Source organism: Kitasatospora sp. NPDC090308 (assembly GCF_044769485.1).
In the GTDB taxonomy this organism is placed as follows: Bacteria; Actinomycetota; Actinomycetes; order Streptomycetales; family Streptomycetaceae; genus Kitasatospora; species Kitasatospora fiedleri.
Genome location: NZ_JBIVXY010000004.1, coordinates 104623 through 120203, shown reverse-complemented (window position 1 = coordinate 120203; position 15581 = coordinate 104623). Strand labels below are relative to the sequence as shown.

The window sequence follows — 15581 nt, the reverse complement described above, 5'->3', positions numbered from 1 at the left end:
GGGGAGCGCCGTGGGGTCAGCCCGCCGCGCCGCAGCGCTCGGTGTCGATCTCCGGCAGGGTCGCCGCCGCGTAGCGCGCGCCGTGCACCGTCCGGTCGGACAGCACCCGGTCGGCCGCCGCCAGCAGCTCGGCGGGGACGTCCAGGTCGAGGGTGGCGACGTCCTCGCGCAGGTGGGACACCGAGCGGGTGCCCGGGATGGCCAGGACGTGCTCGCCCCGGGAGAGCACCCAGGCCAGGGCCAGCTGGGCCACCGTCAGGCCCGCGGCCGCCGCCAGGGCGGACAGCTCGGCGCGCAGGGCCAGGTTGGCCGGGTAGTGGGCGTCGGTGAAGCGCGGCATGCCGAGCCGGATGTCGCCGGGCGGCAGGTCGGCCGTCCGGGGCGGCTCGTCGGTCAGGAAGCCGCGGCCGACCGGGCTGAACGCGACCAGGGCGACGCCCAGTTCGCGGGTGGCGGCCAGGGTGCCGCGCTCCGGGTTGCGGGTCCACAGGCTGTACTCGTTCTGCAGCGCCGCCACCGGGTGCACCGCGTGCGCCCGGCGCAGGGTGGCCGCCGACACCTCGGACAGGCCGATCGCGCGGACCTTGCCCGCCGCGACCAGCTCGCCCAGCGCGCCGACGCTCTCCTCGACGGGGACGGCCGGGTCGAGCCGGTGCAGGTAGTACAGGTCGATCACGTCGGTGCGCAGCCGGGCCAGCGACTCCTCCGCGGTGCGCCGGATCGTCTCCGGGCGGCCGTCGATGACCCGCCGCCCGTCCACGCCGGTCATGCCGCACTTGGAGGCCAGCACGATCCGCTCGCGGTGCGGGCCCAGCACCCGGCCGACCAACTCCTCGTTGGCGCCGAAGCCGTACAGCGCGGCCGTGTCGAACAGGGTGACGCCCGCGTCCAGCGCGGACAGCAGCAGTTCGGCCGCGTCCTCGGGGGCGGGCGGGGTGCCGTAGGCGTGGCTGAGGTTCATGCAGCCGAGGCCGACGGCCGGGACCTCGAACGGCCCGATCCCGCGCAGGGTGCTCATGCGCCCACCGGGGCGGCGGTGAGCTGCCGTTCCAGGTCGGCCAGGGTGCGGTAGCAGGGCAGCACCTGGGCGAGCGAGGCGTTCGGCTCGCGGCCCTCGCGGATCGCCGCGACGAACTCGCGGTCCTGTAGTTCGATGCCGTCCAGCGAGACGTCGATGCCGCTGACGTCGATCGGTTCGTCTTCTCCGGTCACCAGGTCATCGTAGCGAGCGAGGTAGGTGCCGGTGTCGCCGATGTAGCGGAAGAAGGTGCCCAGCGGGCCGTCGTTGTTGAAGGAGAGCGAGAGGGTGCAGATCGCGCCGCTCGCGGTCCGGAGCTGGACCGACATGTCCATCGCGATGCCCAGCTCCGGGTGGAGCGGGCCCTGGAGCGCGTTGGCCCGGACGATCGGCGAGCCGGTCTGGTAGGCGAACAGGTCGACGGTGTGCGCGGCGTGGTGCCACAGCAGGTGGTCGGTCCAACTGCGCTGCTGGCCCAGCGCGTTGAGGTTGCTGCGGCGGAAGAAGTAGGTCTGCACGTCCAGCTGCTGGATGGTCAGCTCGCCCGCCGCGACCCGGCGGCGCACCCACTGGTGGCTGGGGTTGAAGCGGCGGGTGTGCCCGGCCATCGCCACCAGGCCGGTGCGCTCGGCCGCCGCGGCGCACGCCTCGGCGTCCGGCAGCGAGGCCGCCACCGGGATCTCCACCTGCACGTGCTTGCCCGCCGCCAGGCACTGCCGGGTCTGCGCGGCGTGCAGCGGCGTCGGGGTGGCCAGGACCACCGCGTCCACGTCGTCCATCGCCAGCACCTCCTCCAGGCTGCCCGCCGCCCGGGCGATGCCCTGCTCGGCGGCGAAGCGCCGGGCGCCGTCCAGCGAGGAGGAGACCGCGGCGGCCACCTCCACGCCCTCGATCCGGCGCAGGGCCGCCGCGTGCTTGGCGCCGAACGCGCCGCCGCCCGCCAGGGCGATCCTCAGGGGCTGCTGCTTGGTCATCTCAGTTCTCCTCGGCGGGAGTCGGGCCCTGCGGACGGTTGGTCAGGATCAGGTGGCCGACGGCCGTGTTGGACGCCGGCACGTGGTAGAAGCGGTGCTCGACGTCCACGGCGCCGCCGTCGTCCACGTCGCTCAGCGCGCCGCGCGCGATCAGCCACATCACCAGCTCGATGCCCTCCGAGCCGGCCTCCTCCACGTACTCCAGGTGCGGCACCCGGGCCAGGCCCGCCGGGTCGGCGACCAGCCGGTCCAGGAAGGCGTTGTCCCACTCCCGGTTGATCAACCCGGCGCGCGGGCCCTGGAGTTGGTGGCTCATCCCGCCGGTGCCCCAGACCTGCACGTCCAGCGGGCGCGGGTACGACTCGATCGCCCGGCGCAGCGCCCGGCCCAGCTCGAAGCAGCGCGCCCCCGACGGCACCGGGTACTGCACCACGTTGACGTGCAGCGGGATCACCCTGCACGGCCAGCGCTCCACCTCGCCGAACATCAGCGACAGCGGCACGGTCAGCCCGTGGTCGACCGGCATCTCGTTGGCCAGGGTGAGGTCGAAGTCGTCCTGGATCAGGCAGTGCGCGAGGTGCGCGGCCAGCTCCGGGTCGCCCTCGACGCCGGGCACCGGCCGCGGGCCGTAGCCCTCGTCGGCGGTCGGGTAGGCGGCGCCGGTGCCCAGCACGAAGGTCGGGATCAGCGAGAGGTCGAAGGCGCTGGCGTGGTCGTTGTAGACCAGGACCACCACGTCCGGGACGTGCGCGGCGGCCCACCGCCGGGAGTGCTCGTACCCGGCGAACACCGGCCGCCAGTACGGCTCCCCGGTCCTGCCGTGGTCCAGCGCGGCGCCGATCGCCGGGACGTGCGAGGTGAACACGGCGGCCGAGACGGCGGCGTGCTCGGCGGGCGGCGCCTGGCCGGCGTGCGCGGCCTCCAGCACGGCGTGGTCGATCCGGCTGCCCGAGGCGGTGGCCGAGCGGCCGCCGGAGACCATCATCTCCCGGTACTCCCGCTCGGTCATGCCGGTCATCGAGCCCGCCATCTGCTGGAACGACAGCCCCAGCGTGGCACCCCACTTGGCGAGGAAGTAGATGTTCCCGCCCTCGCGCACCGCCGCGTTCAGGTCCCGCTCCAGCAGCGCCCGCCGCTGCTCCTCGCGCAGCGGCCAGGCGTCCAGGTAGGCGCGCTCGTCGGCCAGGTACGCGGCCCGGTTCTCGGCCGTCATCAGCGACATGCAGAACTGGTTGAGGTGGTAGCCGCGGGCGGACTGCTCGGCGTCGAAGATCGTGGTGCCGGGGACGAGCCGGTAGGTGCGGTCCAGTGCCATGCCGTCAACTCCCTTCGTTCTCGGGCCAGTACAGGCGGTTCGGGTTGTCCACCAGGAGCCGCCGGCGCAGTTCGGGGGTGGGCGCGACGTGCGGCAGGAAGTCGACCAGCAGGCCGTCGTCCGGCATGTGGCCCTTCAGGTTGGGGTGCGGCCAGTCGGTGCCCCACAGCACCCGGTCGGGGAACTCCTCGACCACCCGGCGGGCGAACGGCACCACGTCCCGGTACGCGGCCCGCTCGCCGTCCAGCGCGGGCGGGCCGGTCAGCGAGAGCCGCTCCGGGCAGCCGACCTTGCACCAGACGTCCTCCCGGGCCCGCAGGAAGGAGAGGAACTCCGCGAACTCCGGGCCGTCCGGGTCCTTCGACACGTCCGGGCGGCCCAGGTGGTCGACCACCAGCGGCACCGGGACGGAGAGGAAGAACTCGCGCAGCCCGGCCAGGTCGGCGGCCTCGAAGTACAGCACCACGTGCCAGCCCAGCGGGGCGATCCGCGCCACCACGTCCCGCAGGTCCGCGCGCGGGGTGACGTCCACCAGGCGGCGGACGAAGTTGAACCGCACCCCGCGCACCCCCGCCTCGTGCAGCTCGCGCAGCTCGGCGTCCGAGATGCCGGGCCGCACCGTCGCCACGCCGCGCGCCCGGCCGTCCGACCGGCGCAGCGCGTCCAGCAGGGCCCGGTTGTCGGCGCCGTGGCAGGTGGCCTGGACGATCACGTTGCGGGCGAAGCCCAGGTGGTCGCGCAGGGCGAAGAGCTGCTCGGCGGAGGCGTCGCACGGGGTGTACTTGCGCTCGGGCGCGTACGGGAACTCGGCCGCCGGGCCGAACACGTGGCAGTGCGCGTCCACCGCGCCCGCAGGGAGGTCCAGTTCGGGGCGGCCGGGGGAGGGGTGCCAGTCCAGCCAGCCCGGGGTCTTCTGCTGTTCCGTCACGGCGATCAGTCCTCGTAGCGCAGGCCGAGCGCGGCCAGCGGGCCGCGCATCGCGTACATGTCCAGGCCGAGCTCGCCCGCGCGCAGCCGCTCGCGCTTGCCCGCCTCGTTCTCCTCGCGCCGCGCGGACGCCTCGGCGGTCCCGGCGGCCCGCTCGCGCGGCACCACCACCACGCCGTCCGCGTCCGCCAGCACCACGTCGCCCGGGCGGACCGGCGCGTTGGCGCACACCACCGGGACGTTGACCGAGCCCAGGGTGGCCTTCACCGTGCCGCGGGCGCTGACCGCCCGGGAGAACACCGGGAAGTCCATCGCCGCCAGCTCCGCGACGTCCCGCACCCCGCCGTCGATCACCAGGCCCGCGCAGCCCCGGGAGCGGAACGAGGTCGCCAGCAGCTCGCCGAAGAACCCGTCCTCGCTCTCCGTGGTGCAGGCCGCCACCACCACGTCGCCCGGCCGGATCTGCTCCGCCGCGACGTGCAGCATCCAGTTGTCGCCCGGCTGGAGCAGCACCGTCACCGCCGGGCCGCACAGCCGCGCCCCCGGGTACACCGGGCGCAGGTACGGGCGGGCCAGGCCGGTGCGGCCCATCGCCTCGTGGACGGTCGCCGTGCCGAAGGCCGCCAGCGCGGCCACCGCGGCCGGATCGGGCCGCTCGATCCTCGTGTGCACGACACCGAGTTCGGGGTGCGTCATGGTCTGCTCCTGGGGGTCTCAGCGGCCGGCCGCGGCGAGGCGGGCGGCCAGTCGGGGGTGGACGCGCAGCGCGTTGCCGGCGTACACGGCCGCCCGCTGCGCGTCGGTGAGCCGGTCGGTCGCGTCCACGTACCGCCGGGTGTCGTCGAAGTGGTGGCCGGTCAGCGGGTCGACCCCCCGCACCGCGCCGATCATCTCGCTGGCGAACAGCACGCCCCCGGACGGGACCACCGAGGCCAGCAGGTCGATGCCCGGCTGGTGGTACACGCAGGTGTCGAAGAAGACGTTCGTGCCCACCAGCTCCTCCGGCCGCGGCCCGCCCAGCGCCTGCGCCAGCCCGCGGAAGCGCCCCCAGTGGTAGGGCACCGCGCCGCCGCCGTGCGGGACCACCAGCCGCAGCGTCGGGAAGTCCGCGAACAGGTCGCCCTGGAGCAGCTGCATGAACGCGGTGGTGTCGGCGTTCAGGTAGTGCGCGCCGGTGGTGTGGAACGCCGGGTTGCAGGAGGTCGACACGTGCACCATCGCCGGGACGTCGTACTCCACCAGCGCCTCGTACAGCGGGTACCAGCTCCGGTCGGTCAGCGGCGGCGCGCTCCAGTGCCCGCCCGACGGGTCCGGGTTGAGGTTCACCGCGACCGCGCCCAGCTCCTCCACCGCCCGCCGCAGCTCCGGCAGGCAGCTCGCCGGGTCCGCGCCCGGCGACTGCGGCAGCATCGCGCCCATCGCGAAGCGCTCCGGGAACAGCGCGCCCACCCGGTGCACCAGGTCGTTGCAGATCCGGGCCCAGGCGGCGGAGACCGCGAAGTCGCCCAGGTGGTGGGCCATGAAGCTGGCGCGCGGCGAGAAGACGGTCAGGTCGGTGCCGCGCTCGTCCATCAGCCGCAGCTGGTGGGGCTCGACCGCCGCGCGCAGCTCGTCGTCCGAGATGCGCGGCCCGGCCGGGTCGGGGGCGGCGGCCGGGTCGCCCGCGGCGGCGACCTGGCGTTCGCGCCAGGCGGCGAGCCGGGGCGGGGCGGTGGTGAAGTGGCCGTGCGCGTCGATGATCACGGGGTTCTCCTGGGAGGTCGGAGGGGTTCAGGCGCCGGCGGACGGCCAGCCGGTGTACTGCTCGGCCAGGTACGCGCGGCCCGCGCGGGTGCCCACCACGCCGTCCAGCTCGCCCAGTTGGCGGCGCAGCTCGAACGGGGAGGCGTCCGGCGCGGTGTGCAGCAGGCGGGTCATCCAGGACGAGAAGTGCTGCGCCCGCCAGACCCGGCGCAGCGCCTGCGGCTGGTAGTCGGCCAGCGCCGGTTCGCCCTCGGCGCCCAGCGCCCGCAGCAGCACGCCCGCCAGCACCTTGACGTCGTGCAGCGCCAGGTTCAGCCCGCGCGCGCCGGTCGGCGGCACGGTGTGCGCGGCGTCGCCCGCCAGCAGCAGCGAACCCCAGCGCATCGGCTCCTGCACGAAGGACCGGAAGCGCAGCACCGTCCGCTCCAGGACCGGGCCCTCGACCAGCCGGAAGCCGTCCCGGCCCGCGACCCGGGCCTGGAGGGTCGCCCAGATCCGCTCGTCCGGCCAGTCCTCCGGCCGCTCCCGCGGGTCGCACTGGAAGTACATCCGCTGCACGGTCGCCGTCCGCCGACTGACCAGCGCGAAGCCGTGCTCCGAGTGCGCGTACACCAACTCCGGTGCGCTGGGCGGGGCCTGGGCCAGCACGCCGAACCAGGCGAACGGGTACTCGGCGCCGTACCGGGTGCGCAGCGCCGCCGGGACCAGGCCGCGGCAGGTGCCGCGCGAGCCGTCCGCGCCGACCACGTACCGGGCCCGCAGCTCGTGCCGCGTCCCGTCCGCCGCCGTGAAGCGCACCCGGGGGCGGTCGGTCGCGACGTCCAGCACCTCGGTGCCGCGGACGCCGAAGTGCACCGTCCCGCCGTCCCGTTCGCGGGCGTCCGCCAGGTCGGCGAACACCTCGGTCTGCGGGTACAGCCACACCGAGGCGCCCACCAGCTCCCGGAAGTCGATCCGGTGCGCCCGGCCGCCGAAACGCAGCTCGGTGCCCCCGTGCTCGTGGCCCTCGCGCAGGACCCGGTCGCCCACCCCGGTCTCCACCAGGTCACGGGCCGCGCCCGCCTCCAGGATGCCCGCCCGGTGGGTGCCCGCGATCTCCGCCCGGGTGCGCAGGTCGACCGCCACCGCCTCCACCCCGGCCCGGCCCAGCCGGTGCGCCAGCATCAGCCCCGCCGGGCCCGCGCCGACCACCGCGACGGGCACCTCGGTGACGGTGTCGACCGCGTCGTCGGCCGCATCGGAGCCGGAGCCGGAGCCGGAGTCGGTGACGGAGCCAGAGACGGTGACGGAGTCGGTGACGGAGCCGGAGACGGTGACGGAGTCGGCAGCGGCATCGACGGCGGAGTCGGTGACGGATTCGGGCATGACGGCTCCAGGGCACGGCGGGGCGGGGGTGACGGCGCCCGGGGCGACAGGCCGGCCGGGCACGCCCCGAACGTTGGCAGCTCGTTCCGCCGGCCGTCGCCACCCTTTCCGCCTGACGGAAACGCGCTGCTCGCGGCGGGCTGCGCGGCGCAGACTGCGGGACGGCCCACGGCGTCGTGCGCGGTGCGGTGTCGTACGCGGTGCGTCGTACGCGTCACGGCGTCGGGCACGTCACGGCGTCGGGCGCGCTACAGCGCCGTGCGGGCCCGCCGCCCCAACTCCTCGGAGATCCCGTGCACCGCCCGCAGCAGCGGCTCCCGCAGCCCCCGCGCCCGCTCCGCGCCGCGCGCCGCCACCACGATCCCCAGCGCCGCGCCCACCGGCCCGGTCCGGCCGATCCGCACCGGCGCGGCCACCGCCACCGTGCTCTCCGACAGCTGACGGTCGCTCACGAACACCTGCTCGCGGCGGATCAGGTCCAGCTGCGCCCGCAGCGTCCTCGGGTCGGTCACCGTGTGCGGCGTCCACGAGCGCAGCGGCGCCGCCAGCACCTCCTCCTGCAACTCGCGCGGCGCGTGCGCCAGCAGCACCCGGCCCATCCCCGTCGACCCGACCGGGAACCGGGTGCCCACCATCGTCAGCAGCTCCACCGAGCGGTGCCCCGCGATCCGCTCCACGAACACCAGCTCGGTGCCCTCGCGGACCGCCAGCTGGATGTTCTCGTGCGTCGCCTCGTACAGGTCCTGCATGAACGGCAGCGCCGCGTCCCGCAGGATCTGGGTCCGCGGACACCCCGAGGCGATCTCCCACAGCCGCAGCCCCACGTGCCACGACCCGTCCTCGGCCCGCTCCAGCGCGCCCCAGGACGCCAGCTCTGCCACCACCCGGTGCGCGGTGCTGATCGCCAGCCCCGTGCACTGCGCGATCTCCGACAGCGTCCGCGACGGGTGCTCGCGGTCGAACACCGCCAGCACCTGGAGGACCTTGCCGGCCGCCGAAACCCGGTTCGCACTCATCCCGCCAGTCTCGCACCCGCCCGTCCGGCCCCCGCCGGCCTCACCCCTGCCCCTGGAGGAACCCCCGTGGACCTGCTCGCCCTGACCTCGATGGCCGTCCGCCCCGCCCTCGCCGACCTCGTCCCGCTGCTGCCCCCGGTACGGTTCGAGGCCGCCGGCGGCGTCGAGGTGGCCCGCCGCATCCGCGCGGGCGCGTCCGCCGACCTCGCCGTGCTCGCCGCCGACGCGCTCGCCGCGCTGCACGCCGACGGGCTGGTGGAACGCCCCCGCCCGCTCTGGGACTCCGCCACCGTCGCCGCCGTGCCCGCCGCCGCCCCGCCCGCCGCCCTCGCCACCACCGCCGACCTGCGCACCCTGCTCACCACCGCCCGGGCCGTCGCCCACTCCACCGGCCCCAGCGGCACCGCCCTGCGCGCCCTGGTCGACCGGCTCGGCCTCACCGCCCGGGTCCGCCTCGTCCAGGCCCCGCCCGGCACCCCCGCCGGCCACCTGCTCACCGACGGCCGCGCCGACCTCGCCTTCCAGCAGCACAGCGAACTCGCCGACCTCCCCGGCATCCGCGTCCTCGGCCCGCTGCCCGGAGACACCGCCATCACCTCCACCTTCGCCGCCGCCGTCCTCACCGCCACCCCCCGCCCCGGCCCCGCCCGCCACCTGCTCGACCTGCTCGACGGCCTCGCCGCCGCCGGAGCCCCGCCCACCGCCCGGGCCCGCGGAATGCACCCGCACACCCCGGCGACCGGCCGTCCCGCCGGGTGACCCCCGACCGGCGCCGGACCGGCCCGGCCGAATTCGGTTCCGGCGGACCGGCCCGACCGCCTACCATCGCGGCCATGCCCAGACCCTTCGGCTTCAGCTACGACCGGCGCCCCGACGGCACCGTCACGATCACCCACCAGGGCCGCCCGGCCGGTACGCTGCGCGGGGCGCGCGCCGAGAAGTTCCTCGCGGAGGCCGACTCCGGTGACGCCCAGCTGGTGATGGCCCGCTGGACGGGCGCGTACAAGCACGGCAACGAGCGCACGGCACGCGACCACCCGCGCAACCGGCGCTAGCCTTCCTGTCCCGGGCCCCGGCCCCGGCCCCGGGTCCGTCCAGCCGCCCGCCGGGCGATAGCGCACCGCCCGGCGCGCCGTCAACTCCGCGACGCGGCGCGCCGATAACGGCTGGACGGCCCCGCGCCCGGTGCCGAGACTGGGTGCGGTGACGACCCATACGGACCACTCGACGGCCCCCTCCGCCGCCGCCCCCTCCACCGACCTCGGCGAACTGCGGCGGCAGTTGGCCGTCCTGCACGGCGGCAAGGTGACCTCGGTGCACGTCCCCGGCGGCGGCGCGGGCCTGTTCGCCCTGCTGCTCGGCCTGCCCGACCCCCGGCCCGACGGCCCGGCCGAACTCGCCCACCGCTGGCTCACCGTCGCCCGCAGCGGCTGGACCCTCGACCGCCCCACCACCGCCCGCACCACCCCCGGCCCCGGGGCCCGGCACCTGGCCGACGACCTGCGGGCCCTGATCGGTCGGGAGATCACCGCCGTCCGGATCACCGAACCCGACTGGGACACCCTGATCGAGTTCGGCGACCACCACCTGCGCATCCACCCCGCCGCCCCCGCCCCCCACGCCCCGCCCGACGAAACCCCCGCCTGGGCCCTGCGCCTCCCCTCCCGCCACCTCCTCCTGATCGGCCCCGGCCCCCGCTGGCGAACCCGCCACTGACCTGCGACGATGCCCGGATGCTGCGCCACGTCCACCGCGTCACCGCGGACGATCCCGCCGACCGTGACGCGTACGGCCGCTTCACCGGCACCACGGACACCCGCAGCGACCGCGGCCCCGTCGAGGCCGCGTACGTCGCGGCCGTCGCCGCGTTCGCCGCGGACTCCGGTGTGACGGTGCTGGAGCTGCGGGAGCCGTCCCTGCCCCCGGTCCCGGTCCACCCCGGGCCGGAACCGGCGTACCGGGACCCGGAGCCGGACGCGCTGCTGCCCGGCGGCCGGGAGGCGCTGCACGACGGGCTGCGGGTGGACGTGCCGACCGCGCAGGAGCTCGTTCGGGCGATGCTGCGCGACAGCGGGCTGTGGTGCCGGCTGGAGGCCGAGGGCCGGTTCGCCGTGCACATCGGGTGGGACCAGTACATGTACATCGGCAGCCACCTGCCGTGCGAGCGGGCCGTCGCCGCGACGAACGCCGCCGGTCTGTTCGCCGAGCGGATCGACGCCTCCCCGTACGACCCCGAACCGGAGCCGCGCGCGGTCCAACAGCGCCCCGCCGACCAGGAGTTCTGGGACCGGCTGCGGTGGTGCGTCGAACAGGGCGAGGCCGCCCTGCTGGAGGAGCTGTACGCGGGCAACTCGGCCCGCTGGTACCGACTCACCCCCGCGAACCTCGACACCGTCCGGGCCGGCCTCGCACCGCGCGCCCGGCTCTCGGTCCGGCCCGACGTCCTCGGCGACGCCGCCGCGGTGGCCGCCCGGATCGCCGCGATGACCGAGCAGGACGCCACCGTCGAGCTGGTCGTCGAGCACCCGGACGGCCGGATCACCGCCGCCCTCCACCACCCCGACGACCCGGCCCCCGACCTCTCCCGGGCCCGGGGCGCCGCACTGCTCCCGCTCCTCGCCGACGAGGACCCCCCCGCTGTTCACCGCCGCCCGCCCCGACCCCGACGGCGTCCTGCGCCTGCGCCGGTCCGTCGACCCGGCCCCCGGCGACTTCCGGTGGGCCCGACTGCGGGCGCTGCGGCTCGGCGAGCAGGTCACCGTCCAGGTCGGCACGGACGGCACGGCCGACCTGGACGGCCTGCCCGCCCGGCTGCGGGGCGGGCCGACGGCCGGGCCGGGCGGACGGGTGGCGGGGCGGATCACCGCGATCGACCTGGTCCGCGAACAGGTCGAGGTCGCGCCCACAGGACGGTGAAGCGACCGCCGGACAGGCGGACGCCCGGGCGAACTCCGCGACCCGGGTCTCCGGCGCGCCGCGGGACCACGCCACGGCCGTGGGCAGGGGGGCGCGCGGTGGCGGTGGCGGAGCTGGTGCCACCTCGCTCCGGGTGCCGGCGTCCTGGACGCCGGGCTGAAGGAGTTCCTCGGCCGCGGCTACCGGAAGGGGGCGGACGGGCCCGCGCCCGCCCGGCTGATTCCGCAGCCGCCGGAGGCCCTGCGGAAGGTCTTCACCGCGTTCACGGCCGGTGGTGGACGAGCTCGGCGGCGGAACGGCCCCGGTGGAGGGCGAGACGTTCGGCGCGGCGGGCGTGCGGGTGCGTCATGTTCCGGGGCCGGACGGCGGGACTTCGCTGCTCCAGCGGGTCTCGCCGTCGACGACGGTCCCGGTCGGGGCCAGGCCGAGGGCGCGGGCGACGCCGGCGGACGCCCGGTGTCCGGGGTGGACGTGGGCGAGCAGGACGTCCACCCGCTGGGCGCGCAGCCAGTGGGCCATCGCGAGTGCGCCCGTGCGGGCGTGGCCGTGTCCCTGGTGGGCGGTGCCGATCACCCAGGCCAGTTCCGCTGTGACGCGGCCGTCCGGGGCGCGCTCCAGGGTGGCCTGGACCGTGCCGACGAGCTGCCGGTCGGAGGTGCGGCGCAGCATCCAGTTGAGCCAGCCCTGCTCGCCGTCCGGGGAGCGGCCCCGCTCCAGGCGGCGGTAGCGGGCGCGGAGTTGCTCCGGTGAGAGCGGGTGCCCGCCGATCCAGGTGTGCAGCCGTACGTCGTCCAGCAGGGTGAACGCCTCCGCGGCGTGCGCCGCCCGCAGCGGTTCGAGGCGGAGGGCTCCGGCGGTGATCTCGGTGGCGGCGGGCCACTGCGCTGGGTCGGGCATCCCGGCAGCGTACGCCGCGGTGCCCCGGCGCGTGGTCACCCGGGGCGGAGCGGGCCGTCCAGCTCGGGTCCGGGTGGGCGAGGACCGCCTCCGGCTGTTCCGGGTGGGGGAGGTGTCCGGCTCCGGGCACGACGGCGAAGCGGGCGGCGGGGAAGGCGTAGGCGGCGCCGTACCCGGGGGTGGCGACCCGGTCGCTCTCGCCCCACAGCACCAGGACGGGCACCCGGACGCCGCGCAGCCGCTCCCGCAGCTCCGGGGTCGTGCACGGAGGGGTCGCCGGCCAGCGCCCGCACGGTGGCCAGGTCGGCCCGGCGGCGGGCGAGTTCGGCCGGGGGGAGGGGAACCCGCCGGGGCGGCGGCGTGACAACCTGGCGGCGTGAACGACGTCCTCACCGCCGCCCTGCGCCGCGCCGCCGACCACCAGCACCGCTTCGAAGCGCGCTTCGCGGCGCACCTCGACGCCCTGGCCGACCCGGCGGCCGGCCCGCTGGAGCCGCCGCCGCACGGCAGGTTCCCGGCCCGGGCCCTCGCGCTGGTGCGCGAACTGTCGCTGCGCGGCGGCAAGCGGCTGCGGGTCGCCCTGCTGCACGAGGCCGCCGCCCTGGCCACCGACCGGCCGGTGCCCGGCCTGGACGCCGCCGCGATCGGCATCGAACTGCTGCACACCCACGGGCTGATCCACGACGACCTGATCGACGACGCCCCCGTGCGCCGGGGCGGCCCGTCCACCTACCACGCCTACCGCCAGGAGTTCCCCGACCGGCCCGACACCGCCCTCGCCCTCACCGTCCTGGCCGGGGACCTGGCCGCCTTCCTGGCCGTCCGGGCCCTGCTCTCCGGCGACCTGCCCCCCGAGCGCGCCCTGGCCATGGCCACCGTCGTCACCGACGCGGCGGCCGCCGCGGTCAACGGCCAACTCCTCGACCTGGAACGCGACTTCCACCCCGCATCCGAGACCGGGTTCCTGCACACCGTCACCGAGTACAAGTCCACCCGCTACTCGATCCTCGCCCCGCTGCGCCTGGGCCTGCTCGCCGCCGGCGCCGACCCCGCCCCGCACGACGCCGAACTGCGCGCCTACGCCACCGCGCTGGGCATCGCCAACCAGATCCACGACGACTGGCTCGACCTCTTCGGCGACCCGGCCGCCCTCGGCAAACCCCTCGGCACCGACATCCGGGCCGGTCGCCGCAGCTACCTCGTCCGCGCCCTGCTGGCCGCCACCGCCGACGACGCCCCCGCCCGCGCCACCCTGCACGCCGTCCTGGGCGTCCCGCACCCGGACGAGGACGCCCTCGCCGAACTGCGCGACCTCGCCCGCGCCCGCGGCCTCGACCGCACCCTGTACGACGAAGCCGCCCGACACGCCCACCGCGCCGCCACCCTGGCCACCGCCTGGCAGCGGCACTGGCGCCCGGACGCCGTCGCCTTCTTCACCCACCTCCCGGCCTGGTCCGTCACCCGCGACCACTGAAACCCGCCGCGCCCGGCAGGACCGGCCCGTGCCGAGGAACCCCTCCGGAGCCGCTGCACCACGGCCAGTCCCTCGTGCTGTGACCGGCAACGTTCACCGAGTCAGGTCCGCGGCTGGTGGACCTTTGGGATCTGCGACGCTAGTCGCATGAGCAAGCAGGAGTGGGACGAGTTGTCCGAGGCCGAGAGGGCCTTCATGATCAATTCGTGCGAGATTGACATCCTCCCGGGAGTCTGGGGGGATCTCGACGAGGACGATCAAGCCCGGCCGGTTTGTGACCTCGCTGAAGTCCTGCTCACGCTTGTGGACCGCGGGTGGATTGAGGTCCGGCGGGTAGCTCCCTGGGTGTCGCCGTCGGGCCAGCAGGGATTCCAGCCAGGAGACCTGGTGCCGCGAGATCAGCTTGCGAAGGTCCTCCTGGACGAGGCCAGCTGGGAATACCCGGACGGCGACTGGGTCGGTGCGCTGACGCTGGTCGAGACCGCTGCCGGGAGGACGGTCACTCACCGTTCTCCCGACGAAGAGCCTGAGTAGGGTCCCCTGGTCAGCTCAGGCAGTCAGCAAGAGGCGCCCGCCCCAGCGGATGCCCTTCTCGCTGCGGATGCGGGCGCGTTCCTTGCGTTGGGCGGCCAGGACGTCGGGGTGGCGAGCGTTGGCGTTGCGCCAGCGCAGATAGGCGTGCAGCGCGCGGGTCTGGACCGTGTGGTTCGGATGGTTCGAGTTGGCGAGGGTGAACTGCCGCAAGGGCCCGAAGTGCGCCTCGATCGGGTTGGCCCAGGAGGTGTTGGTCGGGGTGAAGCAGAGGTGGACGTTGTTGTTCTTCGCCCAGCGCAGGATCTTCTTGCCGTTGTGGGCGGAGAGGTTGTCCAGGATCACGTAGACCGGGGCACCGTCCGGGCGCGCGGCCCGGATCGACCTGAGCGCGGCCAGGGTGTTCACAGTCCCCTTGCGGCGCCTGTTCACGCCCCACAGGGTGTCGTCGCCGATCGAGTAGCAGCCGTGGAAGTACGTCACGCCATGGGTGCGCTTGTAGGTCGCGGACAGCCGCTCGGGCCCGCCCTGTTCGGCCCAGCAACTGCCCGCGGTGGGGCGGATGCCGAGCGGGCCGAACTCGTCGAACGCGAACGTCCGGTCCGGGAAGCGTTTCAGGACGTGCTCGATCCGGTCGAGCTTGGCGTCGTAGTCGGGGTCGGTGGACTGCTTCCACGTCTTGGTGTGCTGGAAGGTGATGCCTCGCCGGGCGAGCAGGCAGCGCAGGGCCTCGCAGCCGATCCGGATCACTCGACCGTGGACCTTGCGCAGGTAGGCGAGGAGTTTGCGAATCGACCAGCGGGTGAAGGGCTGGCCGAGCTTGGCCGGACGGGTGGTGGCCGTCTGGACGACGAAGTCCTCGTCGTCAGTGCTGAGGAGGCGGGGACGGCCTCCCGCCCATCGAGAGTCCAGGCAGGCCAGGCCGATCTCGTTGAACCGGTGGATCACATCCCGCACGGTGTCCTCGTCCGCCTGTACGAGCTGGGCGATGACCGGGACCCGGTTGCCGCCGGCCGAGGCCAGCAGCATCATCGCCCGCCGGTAACGCACCGAGCTGGTGCTGCCCCGACGCACGATCCGCTGTAACTGCTGGCCTTCCTGGTCCGTGAGCCTGCGGACCCTGACCGGCTCTGCCATCGCGCCCCTCCGAGTTGAACGTCTCGCGACATCAAACCGGCCGAGGGCCCACCAGAGTCAACCCGGCGGACCTATGCGGTCACAGCACTCGGTAGGGCGGGGCGAGCCGTCGCGCTCCGGATCTCCCGCACCAGTGCTGAAGGCTCCCGGCCGGAGGCGGCGGCACTCCTCGCGGCGGGGCTCGGGGGCGGGGCTCGGGGGCGGGACCGGGGCGGACCCGGGCCGCTTCGACGTCCGGGCCGATCCCGACGCCGGGCTGGCGGAGGAC

At 75.4% G+C, this 15581-nt stretch carries 15 protein-coding genes; 5 read left to right on the top strand and 10 right to left on the bottom strand.

Annotated elements, in window-relative coordinates; all coding sequences use genetic code 11:
* Nucleotides 1-16: 16 nt before the first annotated feature.
* From ACIQVD_RS11070 to ACIQVD_RS11035, 8 genes are all read right to left on the bottom strand, one after another.
* Complete coding sequence (locus tag ACIQVD_RS11070) at nt 17-1018, bottom strand: aldo/keto reductase (protein WP_402287916.1); 1002 nt, start codon at nt 1016-1018, stop codon at nt 17-19.
* Nucleotides 1015-1992 (bottom strand): Gfo/Idh/MocA family oxidoreductase, encoded by a 978-nt coding sequence (locus tag ACIQVD_RS11065; protein ID WP_402287913.1) that lies wholly within the window; start codon nt 1990-1992, stop codon nt 1015-1017. Before ACIQVD_RS11065 ends, ACIQVD_RS11070 begins: the two co-directional genes overlap by 4 nt.
* Before the next feature lies 1 nt (nt 1993).
* A complete protein-coding gene (ligA, locus tag ACIQVD_RS11060) occupies nt 1994-3307 on the bottom strand; it encodes a protocatechuate 4,5-dioxygenase subunit alpha (protein ID WP_400692852.1) in 1314 nt (437 codons plus the stop codon).
* A gap of 4 nt (nt 3308-3311) precedes the next feature.
* The gene (locus tag ACIQVD_RS11055) at nt 3312-4235 is read right to left on the bottom strand and encodes an amidohydrolase family protein (protein ID WP_400692855.1); all 924 of its coding nucleotides are present in this window, start codon (nt 4233-4235) and stop codon (nt 3312-3314) included.
* A 5-nt stretch (nt 4236-4240) separates the two neighbouring features.
* The gene (ligK, locus tag ACIQVD_RS11050) at nt 4241-4930 is read right to left on the bottom strand and encodes a 4-carboxy-4-hydroxy-2-oxoadipate aldolase/oxaloacetate decarboxylase (protein WP_400692857.1); all 690 of its coding nucleotides are present in this window, start codon (nt 4928-4930) and stop codon (nt 4241-4243) included.
* A gap of 18 nt (nt 4931-4948) precedes the next feature.
* Nucleotides 4949-5977: an amidohydrolase family protein gene (locus ACIQVD_RS11045; RefSeq protein ID WP_402287909.1), complete on the bottom strand. Its 1029-nt coding sequence runs from the start codon at nt 5975-5977 to the stop codon at nt 4949-4951.
* A gap of 27 nt (nt 5978-6004) precedes the next feature.
* Complete coding sequence (locus ACIQVD_RS11040) at nt 6005-7342, bottom strand: 4-hydroxybenzoate 3-monooxygenase (RefSeq protein ID WP_402287906.1); 1338 nt, start codon at nt 7340-7342, stop codon at nt 6005-6007.
* A 248-nt stretch (nt 7343-7590) separates the two neighbouring features.
* Nucleotides 7591-8358: an IclR family transcriptional regulator gene (locus ACIQVD_RS11035; RefSeq protein ID WP_400692866.1), complete on the bottom strand. Its 768-nt coding sequence runs from the start codon at nt 8356-8358 to the stop codon at nt 7591-7593.
* Nucleotides 8359-8424: 66 nt separating this feature from the next.
* On the opposite strand from ACIQVD_RS11035, the gene ACIQVD_RS11030 reads away from it, so the two are divergent.
* From ACIQVD_RS11030 to ACIQVD_RS11020, 3 genes are all read left to right on the top strand, one after another.
* The gene (locus tag ACIQVD_RS11030) at nt 8425-9117 is read left to right on the top strand and encodes a substrate-binding domain-containing protein (RefSeq protein ID WP_402287904.1); all 693 of its coding nucleotides are present in this window, start codon (nt 8425-8427) and stop codon (nt 9115-9117) included.
* A gap of 74 nt (nt 9118-9191) precedes the next feature.
* Entirely contained in the window at nt 9192-9413 is a 222-nt protein-coding gene (locus tag ACIQVD_RS11025) for a hypothetical protein (RefSeq protein WP_402287901.1), read from the top strand.
* Nucleotides 9414-9561: 148 nt separating this feature from the next.
* A complete protein-coding gene (locus tag ACIQVD_RS11020) occupies nt 9562-10074 on the top strand; it encodes a hypothetical protein (RefSeq protein ID WP_402287899.1) in 513 nt (170 codons plus the stop codon).
* Between the two features lie 1545 nt (nt 10075-11619).
* Here the strand turns inward: ACIQVD_RS11020 and ACIQVD_RS11015 are convergent.
* A complete protein-coding gene (locus ACIQVD_RS11015) occupies nt 11620-12171 on the bottom strand; it encodes a GNAT family N-acetyltransferase (RefSeq protein ID WP_402287896.1) in 552 nt (183 codons plus the stop codon).
* Nucleotides 12172-12547: 376 nt separating this feature from the next.
* On the opposite strand from ACIQVD_RS11015, the gene ACIQVD_RS11010 reads away from it, so the two are divergent.
* Together ACIQVD_RS11010 and ACIQVD_RS11005 are read left to right on the top strand one after the other, a co-directional pair.
* Complete coding sequence (locus ACIQVD_RS11010) at nt 12548-13645, top strand: polyprenyl synthetase family protein (protein WP_402287894.1); 1098 nt, start codon at nt 12548-12550, stop codon at nt 13643-13645.
* Nucleotides 13646-13792: 147 nt separating this feature from the next.
* On the top strand, nt 13793-14179 hold the full coding sequence (locus ACIQVD_RS11005) for a hypothetical protein (protein ID WP_402287891.1): 387 nt from the start codon (nt 13793-13795) through the stop codon (nt 14177-14179).
* A gap of 15 nt (nt 14180-14194) precedes the next feature.
* Here the strand turns inward: ACIQVD_RS11005 and ACIQVD_RS11000 are convergent, their stop codons facing one another.
* Complete coding sequence (locus ACIQVD_RS11000; protein ID WP_402287888.1) at nt 14195-15313, bottom strand: IS630 family transposase; 1119 nt, start codon at nt 15311-15313, stop codon at nt 14195-14197.
* Nucleotides 15314-15581: the final 268 nt, after the last annotated feature.

What these genes read in the sequence shown, in the direction of transcription:
- ACIQVD_RS11070 (WP_402287916.1), bottom strand. Translation starts at nt 1,018, where the DNA reads ATGAGCACCCTGCGCGGGATCGGGCCGTTCGAGGTCCCGGCCGTCGGC.
- ACIQVD_RS11065 (WP_402287913.1), bottom strand. Translation starts at nt 1,992, where the DNA reads ATGACCAAGCAGCAGCCCCTGAGGATCGCCCTGGCGGGCGGCGGCGCG.
- ligA (WP_400692852.1), bottom strand. Translation starts at nt 3,307, where the DNA reads ATGGCACTGGACCGCACCTACCGGCTCGTCCCCGGCACCACGATCTTC.
- ligK (WP_400692857.1), bottom strand. Translation starts at nt 4,930, where the DNA reads ATGACGCACCCCGAACTCGGTGTCGTGCACACGAGGATCGAGCGGCCC.
- ACIQVD_RS11040 (WP_402287906.1), bottom strand. Translation starts at nt 7,342, where the DNA reads ATGCCCGAATCCGTCACCGACTCCGCCGTCGATGCCGCTGCCGACTCC.
- ACIQVD_RS11035 (WP_400692866.1), bottom strand. Translation starts at nt 8,358, where the DNA reads ATGAGTGCGAACCGGGTTTCGGCGGCCGGCAAGGTCCTCCAGGTGCTG.
- ACIQVD_RS11025 (WP_402287901.1), top strand. Translation starts at nt 9,192, where the DNA reads ATGCCCAGACCCTTCGGCTTCAGCTACGACCGGCGCCCCGACGGCACC.
- ACIQVD_RS11015 (WP_402287896.1), bottom strand. Translation starts at nt 12,171, where the DNA reads ATGCCCGACCCAGCGCAGTGGCCCGCCGCCACCGAGATCACCGCCGGA.
- ACIQVD_RS11005 (WP_402287891.1), top strand. Translation starts at nt 13,793, where the DNA reads ATGAGCAAGCAGGAGTGGGACGAGTTGTCCGAGGCCGAGAGGGCCTTC.
- ACIQVD_RS11000 (WP_402287888.1), bottom strand. Translation starts at nt 15,313, where the DNA reads ATGGCAGAGCCGGTCAGGGTCCGCAGGCTCACGGACCAGGAAGGCCAG.